Raw genomic sequence first — 15,426 nt, 5'->3', positions numbered from 1 at the left:
CGACGTCCCGGCCTCCTGATCGCCCCGGCCCCCGGGGGCGGGGCCGGGGCGGGTGGGGTCAGTTGGAGGGGGTGGGGCCCACGAACAGGAGGACCTGGCCCTTGGCCCATGCGACGGCGTCGTGGACGTACCAGGCGGACGGCACCTGGTCGGGGGTCAGCACGTTGTTCTCCTTCCCGTCCGTGGCGCGGTACTCGGGCACGGTGACGTTCCGCTCCTTCAGGGCGGCCAGCACGTCGCCGACGCGGTGGTTCCGGAAGGTCATCCCGTGCATCTCCTCGCCCGGCGCGGTCACCGGCGCGCTGCTGTTGTACTTCTCGCCCGGACGCGCCGCGCGTCCGAAGACGATCTCGGCGGAGCCCGTGTAGTCGGTGCGGATCCGGACGCCGACCGGGCACTCGTCGCCCCCGCCGCCGGTCTCGCACTCGCCCTTGGCGGTGATGGCCTTGACGTCGTTCTCGCCGGTGCCCTCGCTCGTGCTCTCCATCACCACGGTGCCGACGATGGACGGCGAGGCGGGCACCAGCGACAGGGTGACGTCCAGGCCGCGGGCCTTGAACTCGGCGCGGTACCGCTTCGGGTCGGCCAGGGGGTCGCGGACGCGGACGTCGATGTGGTCGCCCTGCGCCGAGAAGGCCAGGGCCGCGGCCAGCGTGACCCGGGGGGCCACCCGGGGGCTCGGCTGCGACGGCTCGTCCCGCGCGACCAGGACCGCGACGGCCGTGCCCGCCGCCGCCGCGGTCGCAAGCGGAAGGCCGACGGTCACGAGCACCCGGCGCCGCCCGCGCGGCCGGGCGCTGGCGCCGGCGCCGCCGAAGGGAGCGGGGTCGGAGGCGGCGGCCGTGATGCGGTCGGCCAGGCCCGCGGCCGCCTCGTCGGACAGCAGCTGCTCGGCCCGGTCGTCGGTGACGGGGGCGAGCCTGCCGATCAGTGTGTCGAGGTCGCGGTTCATGTGCGTTCTCCGTTCGGGACGGTGGCGGGCAGGGGACGGGCGACCGCCTCCGTGCGCTCCAGCGCGCGGGCGAACCGGCGGCGGGCGCGGTGCAGGCGGATCCGGACCGCGTTGCGGGAGCAGCCGAGGACGGCGGCGATCTCGCCGTGGTCCAGCCCCTCCCAGCCGACGAGGGACAGCAGCTCCCGGTCGGGTTCGGGCAGGCTCCGGAACGCGGCGGCGACGTCCGCCAGGTCGCTCGCCGGGCCGGCCGGGTCGGGCAGGTCGGCGAGCTCGGCGCGGAGCCGGGAGCCGAGGTCGGCGGCCAGCGCGGACCGGCGGCGCTCACCGCGGTGGTGGTTCGCCAGGGTCCGGCGGGCCACGCCGTACAGCCACAGCCGCGCCTGCGCGCCGGGCGGGACGTCGTCCAGCCGCCGCCAGGCCGTCAGGAACGTCTCCGCCAGGACGTCGGCCGCGTCCTGCGGGTCGGCGGTGCGGCGCAGCGCGTAGCCGAGGATGCGGGCGCGGTTCGCCGTGTAGATCTCCTCGAAGCGTCGCCGCCTGTCTGGCTCCGGCTGGCAGGGCGGATGGGAGTCGTCCAAAGGGGATGGCAATGCCCCTCCTCTCGGCGCACGCCCCGGGGCGTACTGAATTGACCGGACACAGGCCACATGTCCGGACGCCGTCCAGCATTTCGCGTGCGGGGCTGATCAACCGCTGGGGGCCCGCGGACGTAGCATGGGCAGGGTTTGCGTTCTGCTTCCGGAGGATTTGCATGCGGCGTCGGCAGGGTCCCGTCTTTCCCGGGTACCTGATGATCCTGCTGGTGGCGTTGCTGGGGCTGGCATTGCAGGTCTCGCCACAAACAACGAACGTGGTACAGAAGTGGGCGCTCCCGGTCATTGTGCTCTGCATGCTGCTGATCCCGCTCGTCCTGGCATGGGAGAAGGGGCAGGAGCGGCGGAACCTGGCGCGGCCGGTGTGGAAGGGCGACCGGCCGCCCTATCCCGGGCTGGACGCGTTCACCGAGGACGACGACGCCGTCTTCTTCGGACGGGACGGCGAGATCCAGGAACTGGTGGAGCGGCTGCGAGGCGAGCGGCGGTCGATCGCGGTCACCGGGCCGTCCGGGGTGGGGAAGTCGTCGTTGCTGCACGCCGGGCTGCTGCCGCGGATAGCGCAGCAGCGGCGGTGGGTCGTCGTCCCGCCGATGACGCCCGAGGACGACCCGTTCCGATCGCTCTCCTACAGCCTCGCCGACGCCCAGGGCGTGACCGCCGGAGACGCCGAGAACATAGCGGCAGAATTGCGGCGGGACGGCCAGGACGCGCTGGCCCGAAGCCTCGACGCGCTGCGCAAGGGCCGCCGGAACCGCGCGGCGCTGATCGTCGTCGACCAGGCCGAGGAGTTCCTGACGCTGAGCGGCGACGACGACCGGGACGCGTTCCTGGGCCTGCTCAGGAACACGCTGGACGGCGACCCGAAGCTGTGGGTCGTGTTCGTGTTCCGTGCGGAGTTCCTGACCGCGTTCCTGAGCGGCGAGCACGCCGAGCTGTTCCGGCATCCGTTCACGGTCACGGCGCTCGACCGGGCCGCGCTGCGGACGGTTATCCGGGAGCCCGCGGAGCGGGTCGGGATCACGTTCGAGCCGCCGGAGCTGGTCGCGCAGATGGCCGACGACACCGGCGACGGGACGGCCCTGCCCCTCCTGGCCTACCTGCTGCACGAGCTGTACCTGCACGCCGGGCGGAACAGCACGATCACGGTGGAGGACTACCGCAGGACCGGCGGCGTCGACGGGGCCCTGACGCGCCGCGCCGACCGGCTGATGGCGGAGCTTGAGGCGGCGGAGCCCGCGCCGCCCGTCCTGCAGACGCTGCTGAAGTTCGTCAAGTTCACCGACGGGCGGCCGACGCGGCGGCGCGTGCCGTCCGGCGAGCTGGACGAGGCGGGCCGCCTGGTCGTGGACGCGTTCGTCCGGGAGCGGCTGTGCACCAGCGGCCGGGACGGCGACGACGCCGTGTTCGAGGTGTCGCACGAGGCGCTGTTCTCCGTCTGGGCTCCGCTGCGGCAGACGATCGCGCTGCACGCCGAGGTCCTGCGCCGCATCGCCGACCTGGAGCAGTGGGCCGCGGAGTGGGACCGCTACGGCCGCCAGGAGGCGTACCTGCTGCGCGGCGACCGGCTGGCCGGGGCCCGCAAGTGGATCGCCGAGGCGGACGGCCTCGCCGCGATCGAGCCGCTCGCCGCCGAGTTCGTCGAGATCTCGCACCGCTCGGACGGCGTCGCGATGCGGCGGCTCGCCGACTCGATCGCCCGGCAGGCGCTCACCGGCTTCCAGACCGACCCGGAGCACAGCCTGCTGCTGGCCCTGGCGGCGCACGAGGAGTGCGCGCCCACCCCGCTCGCCCGGCGGGCCCTGTCGGCCGCCCTCGCCGTGTCGCGGGTGCGGGGCGTGCTGCGCGGCCACGACGACCGGATCTGGTCGGTGGCCTGGTCGCCGGACGGGTCGCTGGTCGCGACGGCGTCCTCGGACCGGACGGTCCGCGTCTGGGACGCCGGGAGCGGCGCCGAGGTCGCGGTGCTGCGCGGGCACGAGGCGCCGGTCGTGTCGGTGGCGTGGTCGCCGGACGGGCTGCGGCTGGCGTCCGCGTCCGACGACTCCACGGTGCGCGTCTGGGACGCCGCCGCCCACGCCCGGATCGCGCTTCTGCGCGGCCACCGCGACCAAGTGTGGGCCGTGTGCTGGTCACCGGACGGTACGCGCGTCGCCTCCGCGTCCCGCGACGGGGACGTGAAGATCTGGGACCCGGCGGACGGCACGGCGACGGCCTCGCTGCGCGGCCACGACGGCTGGGTCCGGCATGTGGCCTGGTCGCCCGACGGCGCCCGGCTCGCCAGCAGCTCCGACGACCGCACGATCCGGATCTGGAACGCGGCCGACGGGAGGACGACGGCCGTCCTGGAGGGCCACGAGGACACCGTCCGCATGGCCGCCTGGTCGCCCGACGGCGCCCGCCTGGCGAGCTGCTCCTACGACCGGACGGCCCGGGTGTGGGACGCGGCGACGGGCGAGTCCCGGCCGGTGCTGCGCGGGCACGCCGACCTGGTGTGGGAGGTGGCCTGGTCGCCGGACGGCGCCCGGCTCGCCACCGCGTCCCACGACCGCACGATCCGGCTCTGGTCGGCCGTGGAGGGCACCGAGCTGGCGGCGTTCCGCGGCCACGGCGAGCCGCTGCGCTCGGTGGCCTGGTCGCCCGACGGCGCCCGCCTGGCCAGCGGTTCCAACGACCGGACCGTCCGGTTCTGGGATGCGGAGCGGGCGGCGGAGATCGTGGTGATGCGCGGCCATGACCACAGGGTCACGGCGGTCGACTGGTCCACCGCCGGGGTGCTCGCCTCGGCGTCCTACGACGGGACGGCGCGGATCTGGGCCGACGACGGCGCCCGCGTTCTGCGCGGGCACGCCGACGAGGTGTGGAACGCGGCCTGGTCGCCGGACGGCGCCCGGCTCGCCACCGCGTCCCGGGACCGGACCGTCCGCATCTGGACGGCCGACGGCGCCGAGGAGACCGTCCTGCACGGGCACGGCGACTCGGTCCGGGCCGTCGCGTGGTCCGCGGACGGGACGCGGCTCGCGTCGGCGTCCGACGACCGCACGGTCCTGGTACGGCGGTGGCGGGACGGCGGGGAGCCGCTCGTGCTGCGCGGGCACGGCGACACCGTCCGCGCCGTCTCCTGGGCGCCCGACGGCGAGCGGATCGCCACCGCGTCCGCCGACGGCACGGTGCGGGTGTGGGAGTCCCAGACCGGTTTGCAGGTGATGGTGCTGAACCTGCCGCGCAGCCCCGTGCGGGCGATGGCCTGGTCGCCCGCGGGCGGCCGCGTCGCGGCCCTGTCCAGCGACTCCGAGGTGCAGGTCTGGGACGCCGCGACCGGCGCGGAGGTGTGCGTGCTGGCCGGGCATGACGGCTGGGTGTGGTCGATGGCGTGGTCGCCGGACGGCCGGATCCTCGCGACGGCCTCCGCGGACCGGACCGTCCGGCTGTGGGACCCGGAGACCGGGCGGGAGCTGTCCGTCGCCGCCGTGCACGACGACGAGGTCCTGGACGTCGCCTGGTCACCGGACGGCACGCGGGTCGCGACCGCGTCCGCCGACCGGACGGTCCGGGTGTGGGAGGCCGTGACGGACGGCGACGCGCTCGTCGAACGGGCCCGCGGCCGCGTGTTCCGGCGGCTCACACAGGACGAGCGCCACACCTTGATGATCCCCGCCCCGCGCCCGGCCCCGGAGGGCGAGCGCTCACCGACCTGACCGCGCCGGACGGCGTGCGCTCACCGACCTGATCGCGCCGGTGGGCGGTCTTCCGGGCCGGGCCTGGTCAGCGGCCTGAGCGGGTGAAGGGGCGGAACGCGGAGGTGCCGAGGCCCGCGGGTTCGGGGACGCGCGCCGGAGATTCGCGTTCGTCGTAGCGGTCGGTCTCCCGGTGCCATTTGAGGATGCCGGCCATCCAGTCGCGGAGTTCGCCGAGATAGGCGTCGAGCGCGGTGCGGGCGGTGTCGTCGAGTTCCAGTTCGTCGGCCAGCGCCGGGAGTTCGTGGGCGGCGAGGTGCTCGAACTGGCGGCGGCGGGACGTGATGAGGTCGTTGACGATGGGCAGGGCCTCGTCGCGGCCGCAGCCGAAGAAGTTCTGCACGGCGAGGACGCCGTTGTTGACCTCGCCCTCGTACTCGATCTCCTTCTGGTAGGAGAAGCAGTCGTTCATGAGGCAGGCGACGTCCATCACGGAGGCGTCGATCTCGCGGAGCGTGCGGGTCTCGAAGACGTGGGCGGGGATCTCGTGCGCGTGGCCGATCCGGGAGAGGCTCATCGTCATCTCCGAGCCGAAGGTGTGGTGGCGCATTTCGAGATAGTCGACGGGGTCGGGGACGCGCGACTGGAGATGGTTGTGCAGTTCCCAGAGCCAGCTTTCGACCATGTGCTCGACGGTGGCGCGGAATTCGCGGCGGCCGTTCTCGTCCATGGGGGTGGCGGTGCGCCGCCACAGGTCGGCCAGCCCGGCTTCGAAGGGGTTCTCCGGGTCGGGTGTGGCGCCGCAGTCGAGCGGCATGAACGCGGGGACGCGGGCGTTGAAGCGTTTCGCTCCGGCCATGTCGCGGTCGCGGTTGAAGACGGCGGGGAAATAGTCGTCGCCGTAGGTGCCGCAGGCCAGCCACTGGGTCGCGAGGTCGAGGGCCTCCGGGGACGCGTCCGGGGCGATGGACGCGGCGCAGATCTCGAACGCGAATCCGGTGAGCTTCTCCTCGTTCCAGATCGGGTCGGGATGGCGCGGCTGCGGGTCGTACATGCCCATGTCGCGGCACCAGGCGACGGTGTTGTTCCCGGCGCGGGTGCGGTGCGGGTTGACGCGGGCCTGATAAGGGATGTCGAACTCCGGAAGCGGCGTCGGCCCCACCTTCTGGTACGGGACGTGCGGAATGCTGATCCGCGCCGACCGGAGCAGGGCGGGAATCCGGGCCGCGGACATGCCGAGCGACTTCTTGTTCATGTAGCGGCCGGAGCGGGTGTGCCATTCGTGGCAGCCGGACTGCCAATCCTGGAGCGCTTTCACGTAGACCGAGGCGTGCGCGCGTTCGACGGGGTCGAGGGCGTAGTCCTCGAAGAGTTGCGGCAGTTCGGTGAGGGTCGTGTTCTCGAACTGCCGGAGCCGGGACGTCAGCAGGTCGTTGACGGTGTCGGCGGCGGCCTGCGGGGCCACGTCCAGGAACCGCTCCATCACCAGGACGGAGTTGTTGATCTCCCCTTCGGACTCGGTCTCGCGCTGGTAGGAGAAGATGTCGTTGCGCAGGTGGACGGCGTCCGCGAACGTGTCCTTGAGGACGCGCAGCGGCCGCGTCCCCACCACGCGCCAGGGGACCTCGATGCCCGCCGCGTGCTCCGCCAGATCGGCCGACCAGGGCGCGCCGCCGACCTTGCGGCGCATCTCGACGTACTCGACCGGGTTCGGGACGCGTCCGGTGCTGATGTTGGACAGCTCCCACAGCGATTCGCGGAGCAGGTTCAGCGTGCTCCGGGCGAAGCGGCGCCGCCAGCCGCCCGACTTCGACGGGACGGTCCGCGCCCACAGGTCGGCCAGCCCGCGCTCGACGGCGTTCGTCGGCTCCGGCGGGTCGAGCGACATGAACAGCGGGAGCCGGTCGAGGTAGGCCTTCGCGCCGGGCTGGTCCTGGGTCTTCTTGAAGACCTCCAGGAAATGGTCGTCGAAGTAGAACACCCAGACGTACCAGTCGGTGATGAGGTCGAGTTCCGGGCCGTCGCAGTCGGGATGGGTGTAGGCGCACAGGAGCGGGTAGTCGGCGCCTTCGAGCTTGGCCTCGTCCCAGATGTCGGGGGTGCCGGGGTCGCGGTGGTCGTCCAGCATCCTCATCTCGCGCGCCCACGCCTTGGTGTGCGTCCGCGCGCGCTCCAGATGCGGGTTCAGCCGAGCCGGGTACGGGACGTAGAAGTCGGGCAGCTCGAACGGTTGCATCGACCGGCCTCTCTCACGGGGTCGGGGACGGTCGGGCCGCGGGGACCCGCCCCGCAACCTACAGCACCCGCAAAGTAACCGACGGTGACATATTTCTCTCCTGGTTCCCATGCACGCCTACGGGTAAAGCGAGGTCATGACGGAGTCGTATGAGCCCGCGGAGGTCGACGACGACTCGCTGGAGCAGAACCTCTTGCTCGTCCGGCGGGTGATCGACGCCGCGCAGGCGGAGATGCTGGACAAGGCCAGGCGGCGCGTCCCGGCGCTGCGGCTCGGCGCCGTCGCCGGGGCGTTCGGGGTGCTGGCGACGGCCGCGACCTACCGGATGAACGTGCTGCTGCTGGAGCGGAAGCTGCCGCCTGAGCTGGCGTCGTTCGTCGCGGCCGCCGTGTACGGGGGCGGGGCGGGGGCCGCGGCGATGGCGGCGTCCCGCAGGTGGAAGGGCCTGCCGCCCCCGCTGCCCACCGAGACGGCCCGCCAGGTCGTGGAGATCCTCTGCGACTCCGGCTCCGACTCCGGCCCGTCCCCGGCCTGATCGACGACCGATGGCGGACGTCAGCGGGCACGACGACGTGCGCGACGGTGATCGTGAAGGCGCGGGCGGGGGCGTGCGGGCGGGGGAGCTCGCGGACGTGCGGGCCGCGCGCCCCGAGGCGATCGCCGAGGCCGCGGCGGCCAGGAGGCGCAGGTCCGGGCCGCCCGGCGCGTCCGGCCGGCTGCTGATCATCGCGGCGGACCATCCGGCGCGCGGCGCGCTCGGCGCCGGCGGCGACCTGACGGCGATGGCCGACCGGCGCGAGCTGCTCGACCGGCTCTGCGTCGCGCTCGACCGGCCCGGCGTGGACGGAGTGCTCGGCACCCCCGACGTCATCGAGGACCTCCTGCTGCTCGGCGTCCTGGACGGCCGGCTCGCGATCGGGTCGATGAACCGGGGCGGCCTCGCCGGGACGGCGTTCGAGATCGACGACCGGTTCACCGCCTACGACGCCGACGCGATCGCCGCGTCCCGGCTGGACGGCGGCAAGATGCTGCTCCGCGTCGACGACGGCGACGCGGCGACGGTCCGCACGCTGGAGGCCTGCGCGGGCGCGGTGTCGGCGCTCGCGCGGCACCGGCTGATGGCGATGGTGGAGCCGTTCGTCGCGCACCGCGTGGACGGTCGCGTCCGGAACCTGCTGACGGCGGAGGCGATGATCCGGGCGGTGTCGGTCGCGTCCGGGCTCGGCGTCACCTCGGCGTACACGTGGCTGAAAGTGCCGGTCGTCCCGGAGATGGAGCGGGTGATGGCGGCCACGACGCTGCCCGCGCTGCTGCTGGGCGGCGCCGCCGGCGGCCCCGGCGAGGTGCGGGACGGCTGGCGGCGCGCGCTGCGGATCCCGGGCGTCAAGGGCCTCGTCGCCGGGCGCGCCCTGCTGTATCCGCCGGACGGCGATGTAAGGGCCGCCGTGGACGCCGCCGCCGAGCTCCTGTGATCGGCCGTGGATCCCGGGTAGGGGCGGAATCATGGACAGCGAATCCACCCCGGTACAGGCCGGAATAACCCTTGTCGTAAACGGGCGGGAGCACCGGCTCAGCGTCGACACCCGCGCGTCCCTCCTGGACGTGCTGCGCGAGGACCTCGGGTTGACCGGTTCCAAGAAGGGCTGCGACCACGGGCAGTGCGGCGCCTGCACCATCCTCATCGGCGGACGCCGTGCGAACGCGTGCCTCGCGCTGGCCGTCGCCCATGACGGAGCGGACATCGTCACGGTCGAAGGGCTCGCGCGGGATGGGCAGCTGAGTCCCGTCCAGGAGGCGTTCATCGAGCACGACGCCTTCCAGTGCGGGTATTGCACGCCCGGTCAGCTCTGTTCCGCGACGGGGATGCTGGACGAGGTCGAACAAGGCTGGCCCAGTGCGGTGACCGGCGACGTCGATTCCGACCCCGTCCTGGACGACGACGAGATACGCGAACGGATGAGCGGCAACCTGTGCCGATGCGGCGCGTACCTCGGCATTGTCGCGGCACTGAGGGAAGCGGCGCGGCAGAAGGAGGCGGCGGAGGCATGAGGCCGTTCACCTACGAGCGCGCCACCAGCGCCGAAGACGCCCTGACGCGGCACGACGGCGAGACCTACTACCTCGGCGGCGGAACCAACCTCGTGGACCTGATGCGACTCGGCGTGGAAACGCCCGCCAGGCTCGTGGACGTCGCCCACCTTCCGTACGACGACGTCCAGCTGAGCCCGGACGGCACGCTCCTCATCGGCGCGGCCATGAGCAACAGCGCTCTCGCCGCGGATCGGACGGTCCGTGCAGGGCACCCCATGCTTGCGCAGGCCGTCCTGGCGGGGGCGTCCGGGCAGATACGGAATCTGGCGACCGTCGGCGGCAATCTCCTGCAACGCACACGCTGCTCCTACTTCCAGGACACCGCCAAGCCGTGCAACAAGCGGGACCCCGGCAGCGGATGTCCGGCGCGGGAAGGCGAGCACCACAACCTGGCGATCCTGGGGCATTCGGAGGCGTGCGTGGCGACGCATCCGTCCGACATGGCGGTTGCGCTGTCGGCGTTGGGCGCGTCTGTGCACGTCCTAGGACGCGCCGGTGCGAGAACCATTCCGATGGACGAGTTCCACCGGTTGCCCGACAACGAGCCCGAGCGTGACACCGTCCTGGAACCGGGCGACCTGGTCACGACGGTCGAGGTTCCGCCGCTGGGCATGCCGTCCCGCTACCGCAAGGTCAGGGAACGTGCGTCGTTCGCGTTCGCGCTGGTCTCGATAGCGGCGGCCCTGGATGTGGATAGAGACGTGGATGGCGGCGAGGTCCGGGACGTCCGGCTGGCGCTGGGCGGCGTCGCGCACAAGCCGTGGCGGGCCTGGCGGGCCGAAGAGGCGTTGCGCGGGAGGCCCGCGACGCGGGAGTCGTTCCTGCGCGCCGCCGAGGCCGAACTGGAAGCCGCTGAGCCGCTGCGCGACAACGCGTACAAGGTGCCGCTCGCGCGCAACCTCATCGTCCGGACGCTGACGGAACTGGCCGAAACGGCCGAGCCGACCGATACGGCAGAGCCGGGGGAGGGGACGGCGTCATGACCGAACGTCTGGAAAGCCGCGAGAAGGTCACGGGAGCGGCGCGTTACGCGTTCGAGTACCCCGTCGAGAACGTCGCGTATGCGGCGGCCGTGCAGGCGAGCGTTGGACGCGGTGAGGTCACGGCCGTCGACGCCGAGGCGGCGCTGGCGCTTCCTGGTGTGCTCGCCGTCCTGTCCTGTGAGAACGCGCCGAGGCTCAGCGATCCGCCAGACGGAGAACTGGCGCTGTTCCAGTCCCGGACGGTTTCCTACCGTGGCCAGTTCGTCGCGGTCGTGGTCGGCGAGACGCTCGAAACCGCACGGGAAGCGGCCCGTCTCGTCCATGTCGAGTACGTGTCGGAGCCGCCGGACGTGCGGCTGCGCACCGACCATTCCGGCCTCTACAAGCCCGACCAGGTGAATCCGGTCTTTCCCACGGACACCGAGCTGGGCGAGCCCGAGGACGCGTTCCGCGATTCGGCCGTGCGCGTGGACGTCACCTACACGACGCCCGCCGAGCACAACAATCCGATGGAGCCGCACGCCACTCTCGCCCTCTGGGACGAACACGGAACCCTCACGCTCTACGACTCGACCCAGGGCGCGTCGACCGTCCAAAAGATGATCGCCCAGACCTTCGGCCTCGACGCGACGAAGGTGCGCGTCATAGCCCCGCACGTCGGCGGCGGGTTCGGCTCCAAGGGAATCCCCAAGCCGAACGTCGTCCTGGCGGCGATGGCGGCAGGGGCCGTAGGACGTCCCGTCAAGTTCGCCGTCCCGCGCCAGCAGATGTACGCGACGACCGGCTACCGGACGCCGACGATCCAGCGATTCAGGGTCGGCGCGGACGCCGACGGACGTCTCAACGCGATCCTCCACGACGTGGTGGAGCAATCGTCGACCGTCAAGGAGTTCGCCGAGCAGACCGCCACACCGACCCGCGTCATGTACCAGGCGCCCCACCGGCGGACGTCCCACCGCCTCGTCCGCCTGGACGTCCCCACCCCGTCGTGGATGCGCGCCCCAGGCGAGACACCCGGAATGTACGCGCTCGAATCCGTCATGGACGAACTCGCCGTCGCCACCGGCATCGACCCGGTCGAGCTGCGCATCCGCAACGACACCGACCGGGATCCGGAGAGCGGCCTGCCGTTCAGCTCCCGCAACCTCGTCGCGTGCCTGAAGGAGGGCGCCGACCGCTTCGGCTGGGCCGGGCGCGACCCCGCGCCCGGCGTCCGCTGGGAGGGCCGCAAGCTCATCGGCACGGGCGTCGCCTCGTCCACCTATCCCGCCTACATGAGCCCCAACCGGGCGACCGCCCGCGCCGAGCCGGACGGGACGTTCACCGTCCGGATCGCCGCCGCCGACATCGGCACCGGCGCCCGCACCGCCCTCGCCCTGATCGCCGCCGAGACGCTGAAGGCGGACCTCGGCGACGTGACGGTCGAGCTCGGCGACAGCGCGTTTCCCAGGGCGTCCGTCGCGGGCGGCTCCTCCGGGACGGCCGGCTGGGGGACGGCCGTCGTCCGCGCCTGCGAGGGCCTGCGCGGCAAGTTGAACGGCGCCGTCCCGCCGGAGGGGCTCGAAGTGTCGGCTGACACGACCGAGGAGGTCAAGGGGCGGGACGAGTACGCGCGGCACGCGTTCGGCGCGCAGTTCGCCGAGGTGGAGGTGGACGCCGACACGGGCGAGGTCCGCGTCCGCCGGATGCTCGGCGTCTTCGCCGCCGGGCGGATCATCAACCCGACGACGGCCCGCTCCCAGTTCATCGGCGGCATGACGATGGGCGTCGGCATGGCGCTGATGGAGCAGAGCGTCATGGACGAGGAGTTCGGCGACTTCCTCAACCGGGACCTCGCGCAGTACCACGTCCCGGCGTGCGCCGACGTCCGCGACATCGACGCGGCGTGGGTGGAGGAGTCCGACCCGCACCTGAACCCGATGGGCTCCAAGGGCATCGGCGAGATCGGCATCGTCGGCGCGGCGGCGGCCGTCGGCAACGCCGTCCACCACGCGACCGGCATCCGCGTCCGGCGCCTGCCGATCACCCCGGCCGCACTCGTCCACGATCTCTGAGCAGGACGGTTCCTGACCGGTGGAAAGGTTCACCGGCGAGGTGAGGCCCGTCCGGAGACGGGTATCGACGACCTGCTCGGGGGCCGCTCCCAACCCGCGAGGTGATCGCCGTGTACCAGCAGGTCCTCGATCCCGTCGCCGACTCGCTCGGCTGGAGCTCACTCGTCGCCGCGCTGCCGCTGGCCGTGCTGTTCGTCCTGCTCGGCGGCGTCCGCATGCGCGCCTGGCTGGCGTCCCTGATCGCGCTGGCCGTCTCCCTGGCCGTCGCGATCTGGACGTACGGGATGCCCGCCGGCCAGGCGTTCCTGGCCGGGACGGAAGGCGCCGCGTTCGGCTTCTACCCGATCCTGTGGATCGTCATCAACGCCCTGTGGGTCTACAACATCACCGTCGCGACCGGCCACTTCGACGTGCTGCGCCGCACGTTCGCGCAGGTCAGCGACGACCGCAGGTTGCAGGCCGTGCTGATCGCGTTCTCGTTCGGCGCGCTGCTGGAGGCGCTCGCCGGGTTCGGCACGCCGGTCGCGGTGACGTCCGTGATGCTGATCGCGCTCGGCTTCGAGCCGCTGAAGGCCGCCGTTCTCGCGCTCACCGCCAACACCGCGCCGGTCGCGTTCGGCGCGATGGCGACGCCGATCCTCACGCTCGGCAAGGTCACCGGCGAGTCCAGCGACACGCTCGGCGCCATGGTCGGGCGGCAGACCCCGATCCTCGCGGTGTTCGTCCCGCTCGTCCTCGTCGTGATCGTGGACGGGCGGCGCGGCCTCCGCGAGACGTGGCCGACCGCGCTGCTCTGCGGCGCCGCGTTCGGCGCCGCGCAGTACGTGACCGCGAACTTCGTCTCGGTGCCGCTCGCGGACGTCGTCGCGTCGCTGGTGTCGGCCGCGGCGGTCGTCCTCGCCGTCCGGCTGCGCCCGGACGCGCGGCCGGTCCCCGCCCCGGTCGCGGGCGGCGCCGCCGACGAGCCCACCCCCGAGTTCGCCGCCCGCGTCGGGGGCGGCGGCCGCGTCGAGGACGGTGCCCGCGTCGGGGACGGTGCCCGTGTCAGGGGTGATCGGCGGGTCGCCCCGGTCAAGGAGGACTCGCGCGCCGAGATCGTCCGCGCCTACGCCCCCTACGCGATCATCATCGCGGTCTTCGTCGTCTGCCAGATCGAGCAGGTCAAGGACGTCCTCGACCGGGCCACGGCGACGTTCTCCTGGCCGGGTCTCGACCTCACCGGCCCGACCGGCGAGGCCCTGACGCTCCCCGCCTTCACCCTCAACTACCTCACCACGCCGGGAACGCAGATGCTGGCCGCCGGGCTGATCACCATGGCCGCCCTCCGCGTCGGCCCCGGCCCGGCCCTGCGCGCGTACCGGACGACCCTCGTCCAGCTCCGGTGGGCGATCATCACGGTGATGGCGGTGCTCGGCCTGGCGTTCGTGATGAACGCGTCCGGGCAGACGGTCACGCTCGGCACCTGGATGGCCGGCGCGGGCGGCGCGTTCGCGCTGCTGTCCCCGATCCTCGGCTGGCTCGGCACCGCCGTCACCGGCTCGGACACCTCGTCGAACTCCCTGTTCGGCGCCCTGCAGGTCACCGCGGCCGGCAAGGCCGACCTCTCCCCGGTGCTGATGGCGGCGACGAACAGCTCCGGGGGCGTCCTCGGCAAGATGGTGTCGCCGCAGAACCTCGCCATCGCGGCGGCCGCCGTCGGCCTGGACGGACGCGAAGGGGACATCTTCCGCCGCGTCGTCCTGTGGAGCCTGCTGTTCCTCGCCGGGATGTGCCTGCTGTCCGGGCTCCAGTCGACCGGCGTCCTCGGCTGGACGGTGCCGTGACGGGCGACCGCTACTGCCGGTAGTTCTCGACCTCGCCGGCGGGACGGACCTGCGCCTCGTCCGGGTTCTGTCCCGCCGCGACGCGGGCGCGCCGCTGCCGGAGCAGGTCCCAGCACTGGTCGAGCGCGACTTCGAGCGACCGGAGCCGCTGCTGCGCGTCGGCGTTCGACGTCTCGCCGCGTTCGTGCGCCTCCCGCAGCGCGTGCTCCTCCTCGATGAATTCGGTGATCCGGCCCAGGATCTCCTTCTCGTCCAATGAAATCGCTCCCGATCGTGGTTTTCCCGCCCGGTGGGGGTCAGAAGGCGCCGACAGATGAGAGCCTGGCATATACGGGACCGCGCACGGTAGCGGCGCCCCCGGTCCGAGGCGAGGAGCGGATGACGGTCTGGCGTATCACCGGTGGTGAGGACGGCGTCGAGTCCGGCGGGCGGGCGTCCCCCGCCCACGGGCCCGGCTACGACCTCGTCGAGCTCGACACGGCGCTGCTGCGCATCGTCGCCGCGACGGCCGCACCGCGCCTCGCGATGAGCGGCGAGATCGACGTGTCGAACGCCGGGGACGTGACCCGCGCGCTCGACACCGCACAGCGGCGCGTGGCGGGGGACGTGCACGTCGACCTGACCGAGGTCGACTTCGTCGACGTCGCGGGGCTCCGCGCCTTCACCCTCGCCGCGCGGGACCTCCGCGAGGGCGACCGGCTGCTCGTCCTGCACTCGGTCTCGCCGCACATCGACAAGCTGTTCGCGACGATCGGCTGGAGCACGACCCCGGGCCTGGAGATCCACTGCCGCCACCGCGGCTGAGCCCGGCCGCCCGATGCGGCGGATCGGGTGCTGAATTCGCGGTCGTTAATGGGAACACCACGTCCGTCCCCGCACGCGGCAAATGACTCGGCCAATGTCTGAGATGTCATTGAGTATCCGTTCTGATGCAGTTTGACCCTCAAAACCCCGGTTAGGAGCCCTTTACAGCTCTCCGATTCCAGAGGGGGATCTCATGGCAAGGCGTAGAAA

12 protein-coding genes are annotated in these 15,426 nt (G+C 72.6%); 8 read left to right on the top strand and 4 right to left on the bottom strand.

Features of this window, described 5'->3' with window-relative positions; all coding sequences use genetic code 11:
• Positions 1–58 precede the first annotated feature (58 nt).
• Complete coding sequence (locus ACH34T_RS00865; protein WP_395989951.1) at positions 59–952, bottom strand: hypothetical protein; 894 nt, start codon at positions 950–952, stop codon at positions 59–61.
• On the bottom strand, positions 949–1,545 hold the full coding sequence (locus ACH34T_RS00860; RefSeq protein WP_395989950.1) for an RNA polymerase sigma factor: 597 nt from the start codon (positions 1,543–1,545) through the stop codon (positions 949–951). The genes ACH34T_RS00865 and ACH34T_RS00860 overlap by 4 nt, the downstream gene beginning before the upstream one ends.
• A gap of 161 nt (positions 1,546–1,706) precedes the next feature.
• Between ACH34T_RS00860 and ACH34T_RS00855 the strand changes: the two genes are divergently transcribed.
• Positions 1,707–5,246: an AAA family ATPase gene (locus ACH34T_RS00855; RefSeq protein WP_395989949.1), complete on the top strand. Its 3,540-nt coding sequence runs from the start codon at positions 1,707–1,709 to the stop codon at positions 5,244–5,246.
• Between the two features lie 67 nt (positions 5,247–5,313).
• Here the strand turns inward: ACH34T_RS00855 and ACH34T_RS00850 are convergent, their stop codons facing one another.
• Complete coding sequence (locus ACH34T_RS00850; protein WP_395989948.1) at positions 5,314–7,461, bottom strand: germacradienol/geosmin synthase; 2,148 nt, start codon at positions 7,459–7,461, stop codon at positions 5,314–5,316.
• 136 nt (positions 7,462–7,597) lie between these two features.
• Between ACH34T_RS00850 and ACH34T_RS00845 the strand changes: the two genes are divergently transcribed.
• The 6 genes from ACH34T_RS00845 (at position 7,598) to ACH34T_RS00820 (ending at position 14,412) form a co-directional block, all read left to right on the top strand.
• Positions 7,598–7,996 (top strand): phage holin family protein, encoded by a 399-nt coding sequence (locus ACH34T_RS00845; protein WP_395989947.1) that lies wholly within the window; start codon positions 7,598–7,600, stop codon positions 7,994–7,996.
• Positions 7,997–8,006: 10 nt separating this feature from the next.
• Entirely contained in the window at positions 8,007–8,933 is a 927-nt protein-coding gene (locus ACH34T_RS00840; RefSeq protein ID WP_395989946.1) for a deoxyribose-phosphate aldolase, read from the top strand.
• Positions 8,934–8,964: 31 nt separating this feature from the next.
• Positions 8,965–9,510, top strand: coding sequence for a (2Fe-2S)-binding protein (locus ACH34T_RS00835; protein WP_395989945.1), 546 nt, complete (start codon positions 8,965–8,967; stop codon positions 9,508–9,510).
• On the top strand, positions 9,507–10,535 hold the full coding sequence (locus ACH34T_RS00830) for an FAD binding domain-containing protein (RefSeq protein WP_395989944.1): 1,029 nt from the start codon (positions 9,507–9,509) through the stop codon (positions 10,533–10,535). The genes ACH34T_RS00835 and ACH34T_RS00830 overlap by 4 nt, the downstream gene beginning before the upstream one ends.
• A complete protein-coding gene (locus tag ACH34T_RS00825; RefSeq protein WP_395989943.1) occupies positions 10,532–12,589 on the top strand; it encodes a xanthine dehydrogenase family protein molybdopterin-binding subunit in 2,058 nt (685 codons plus the stop codon). The genes ACH34T_RS00830 and ACH34T_RS00825 overlap by 4 nt, the downstream gene beginning before the upstream one ends.
• A gap of 110 nt (positions 12,590–12,699) precedes the next feature.
• On the top strand, positions 12,700–14,412 hold the full coding sequence (locus ACH34T_RS00820) for an L-lactate permease (RefSeq protein ID WP_395989942.1): 1,713 nt from the start codon (positions 12,700–12,702) through the stop codon (positions 14,410–14,412).
• A 10-nt stretch (positions 14,413–14,422) separates the two neighbouring features.
• Here ACH34T_RS00820 and ACH34T_RS00815 read toward each other — a convergent pair whose 3' ends face one another.
• Positions 14,423–14,668, bottom strand: a complete 246-nt coding sequence (locus tag ACH34T_RS00815) for a DUF2630 family protein (protein ID WP_395989941.1) — start codon at positions 14,666–14,668, stop codon at positions 14,423–14,425.
• 122 nt (positions 14,669–14,790) lie between these two features.
• On the opposite strand from ACH34T_RS00815, the gene ACH34T_RS00810 reads away from it, so the two are divergent.
• Complete coding sequence (locus tag ACH34T_RS00810) at positions 14,791–15,216, top strand: STAS domain-containing protein (protein ID WP_395989940.1); 426 nt, start codon at positions 14,791–14,793, stop codon at positions 15,214–15,216.
• The last annotated feature ends 210 nt before the right edge of the window (positions 15,217–15,426 follow it).

This window comes from Actinomadura sp. 9N215 (assembly GCF_044326345.1).
Lineage (GTDB): Bacteria > Actinomycetota > Actinomycetes > Streptosporangiales > Streptosporangiaceae > Spirillospora.
Note: the sequence above shows the minus strand (reverse complement) of the source record. Positions and strands in the feature narration are given on the sequence as shown.

Coding starts and splice junctions, on each gene's coding strand:
- ACH34T_RS00865 (WP_395989951.1), bottom strand. CDS start 952: ATGAACCGCGACCTCGACACACTGATCGGCAGGCTCGCCCCCGTCACC.
- ACH34T_RS00855 (WP_395989949.1), top strand. CDS start 1,707: ATGCGGCGTCGGCAGGGTCCCGTCTTTCCCGGGTACCTGATGATCCTG.
- ACH34T_RS00850 (WP_395989948.1), bottom strand. CDS start 7,461: ATGCAACCGTTCGAGCTGCCCGACTTCTACGTCCCGTACCCGGCTCGG.
- ACH34T_RS00845 (WP_395989947.1), top strand. CDS start 7,598: ATGACGGAGTCGTATGAGCCCGCGGAGGTCGACGACGACTCGCTGGAG.
- ACH34T_RS00840 (WP_395989946.1), top strand. CDS start 8,007: ATGGCGGACGTCAGCGGGCACGACGACGTGCGCGACGGTGATCGTGAA.
- ACH34T_RS00835 (WP_395989945.1), top strand. CDS start 8,965: ATGGACAGCGAATCCACCCCGGTACAGGCCGGAATAACCCTTGTCGTA.
- ACH34T_RS00830 (WP_395989944.1), top strand. CDS start 9,507: ATGAGGCCGTTCACCTACGAGCGCGCCACCAGCGCCGAAGACGCCCTG.
- ACH34T_RS00825 (WP_395989943.1), top strand. CDS start 10,532: ATGACCGAACGTCTGGAAAGCCGCGAGAAGGTCACGGGAGCGGCGCGT.
- ACH34T_RS00810 (WP_395989940.1), top strand. CDS start 14,791: ATGACGGTCTGGCGTATCACCGGTGGTGAGGACGGCGTCGAGTCCGGC.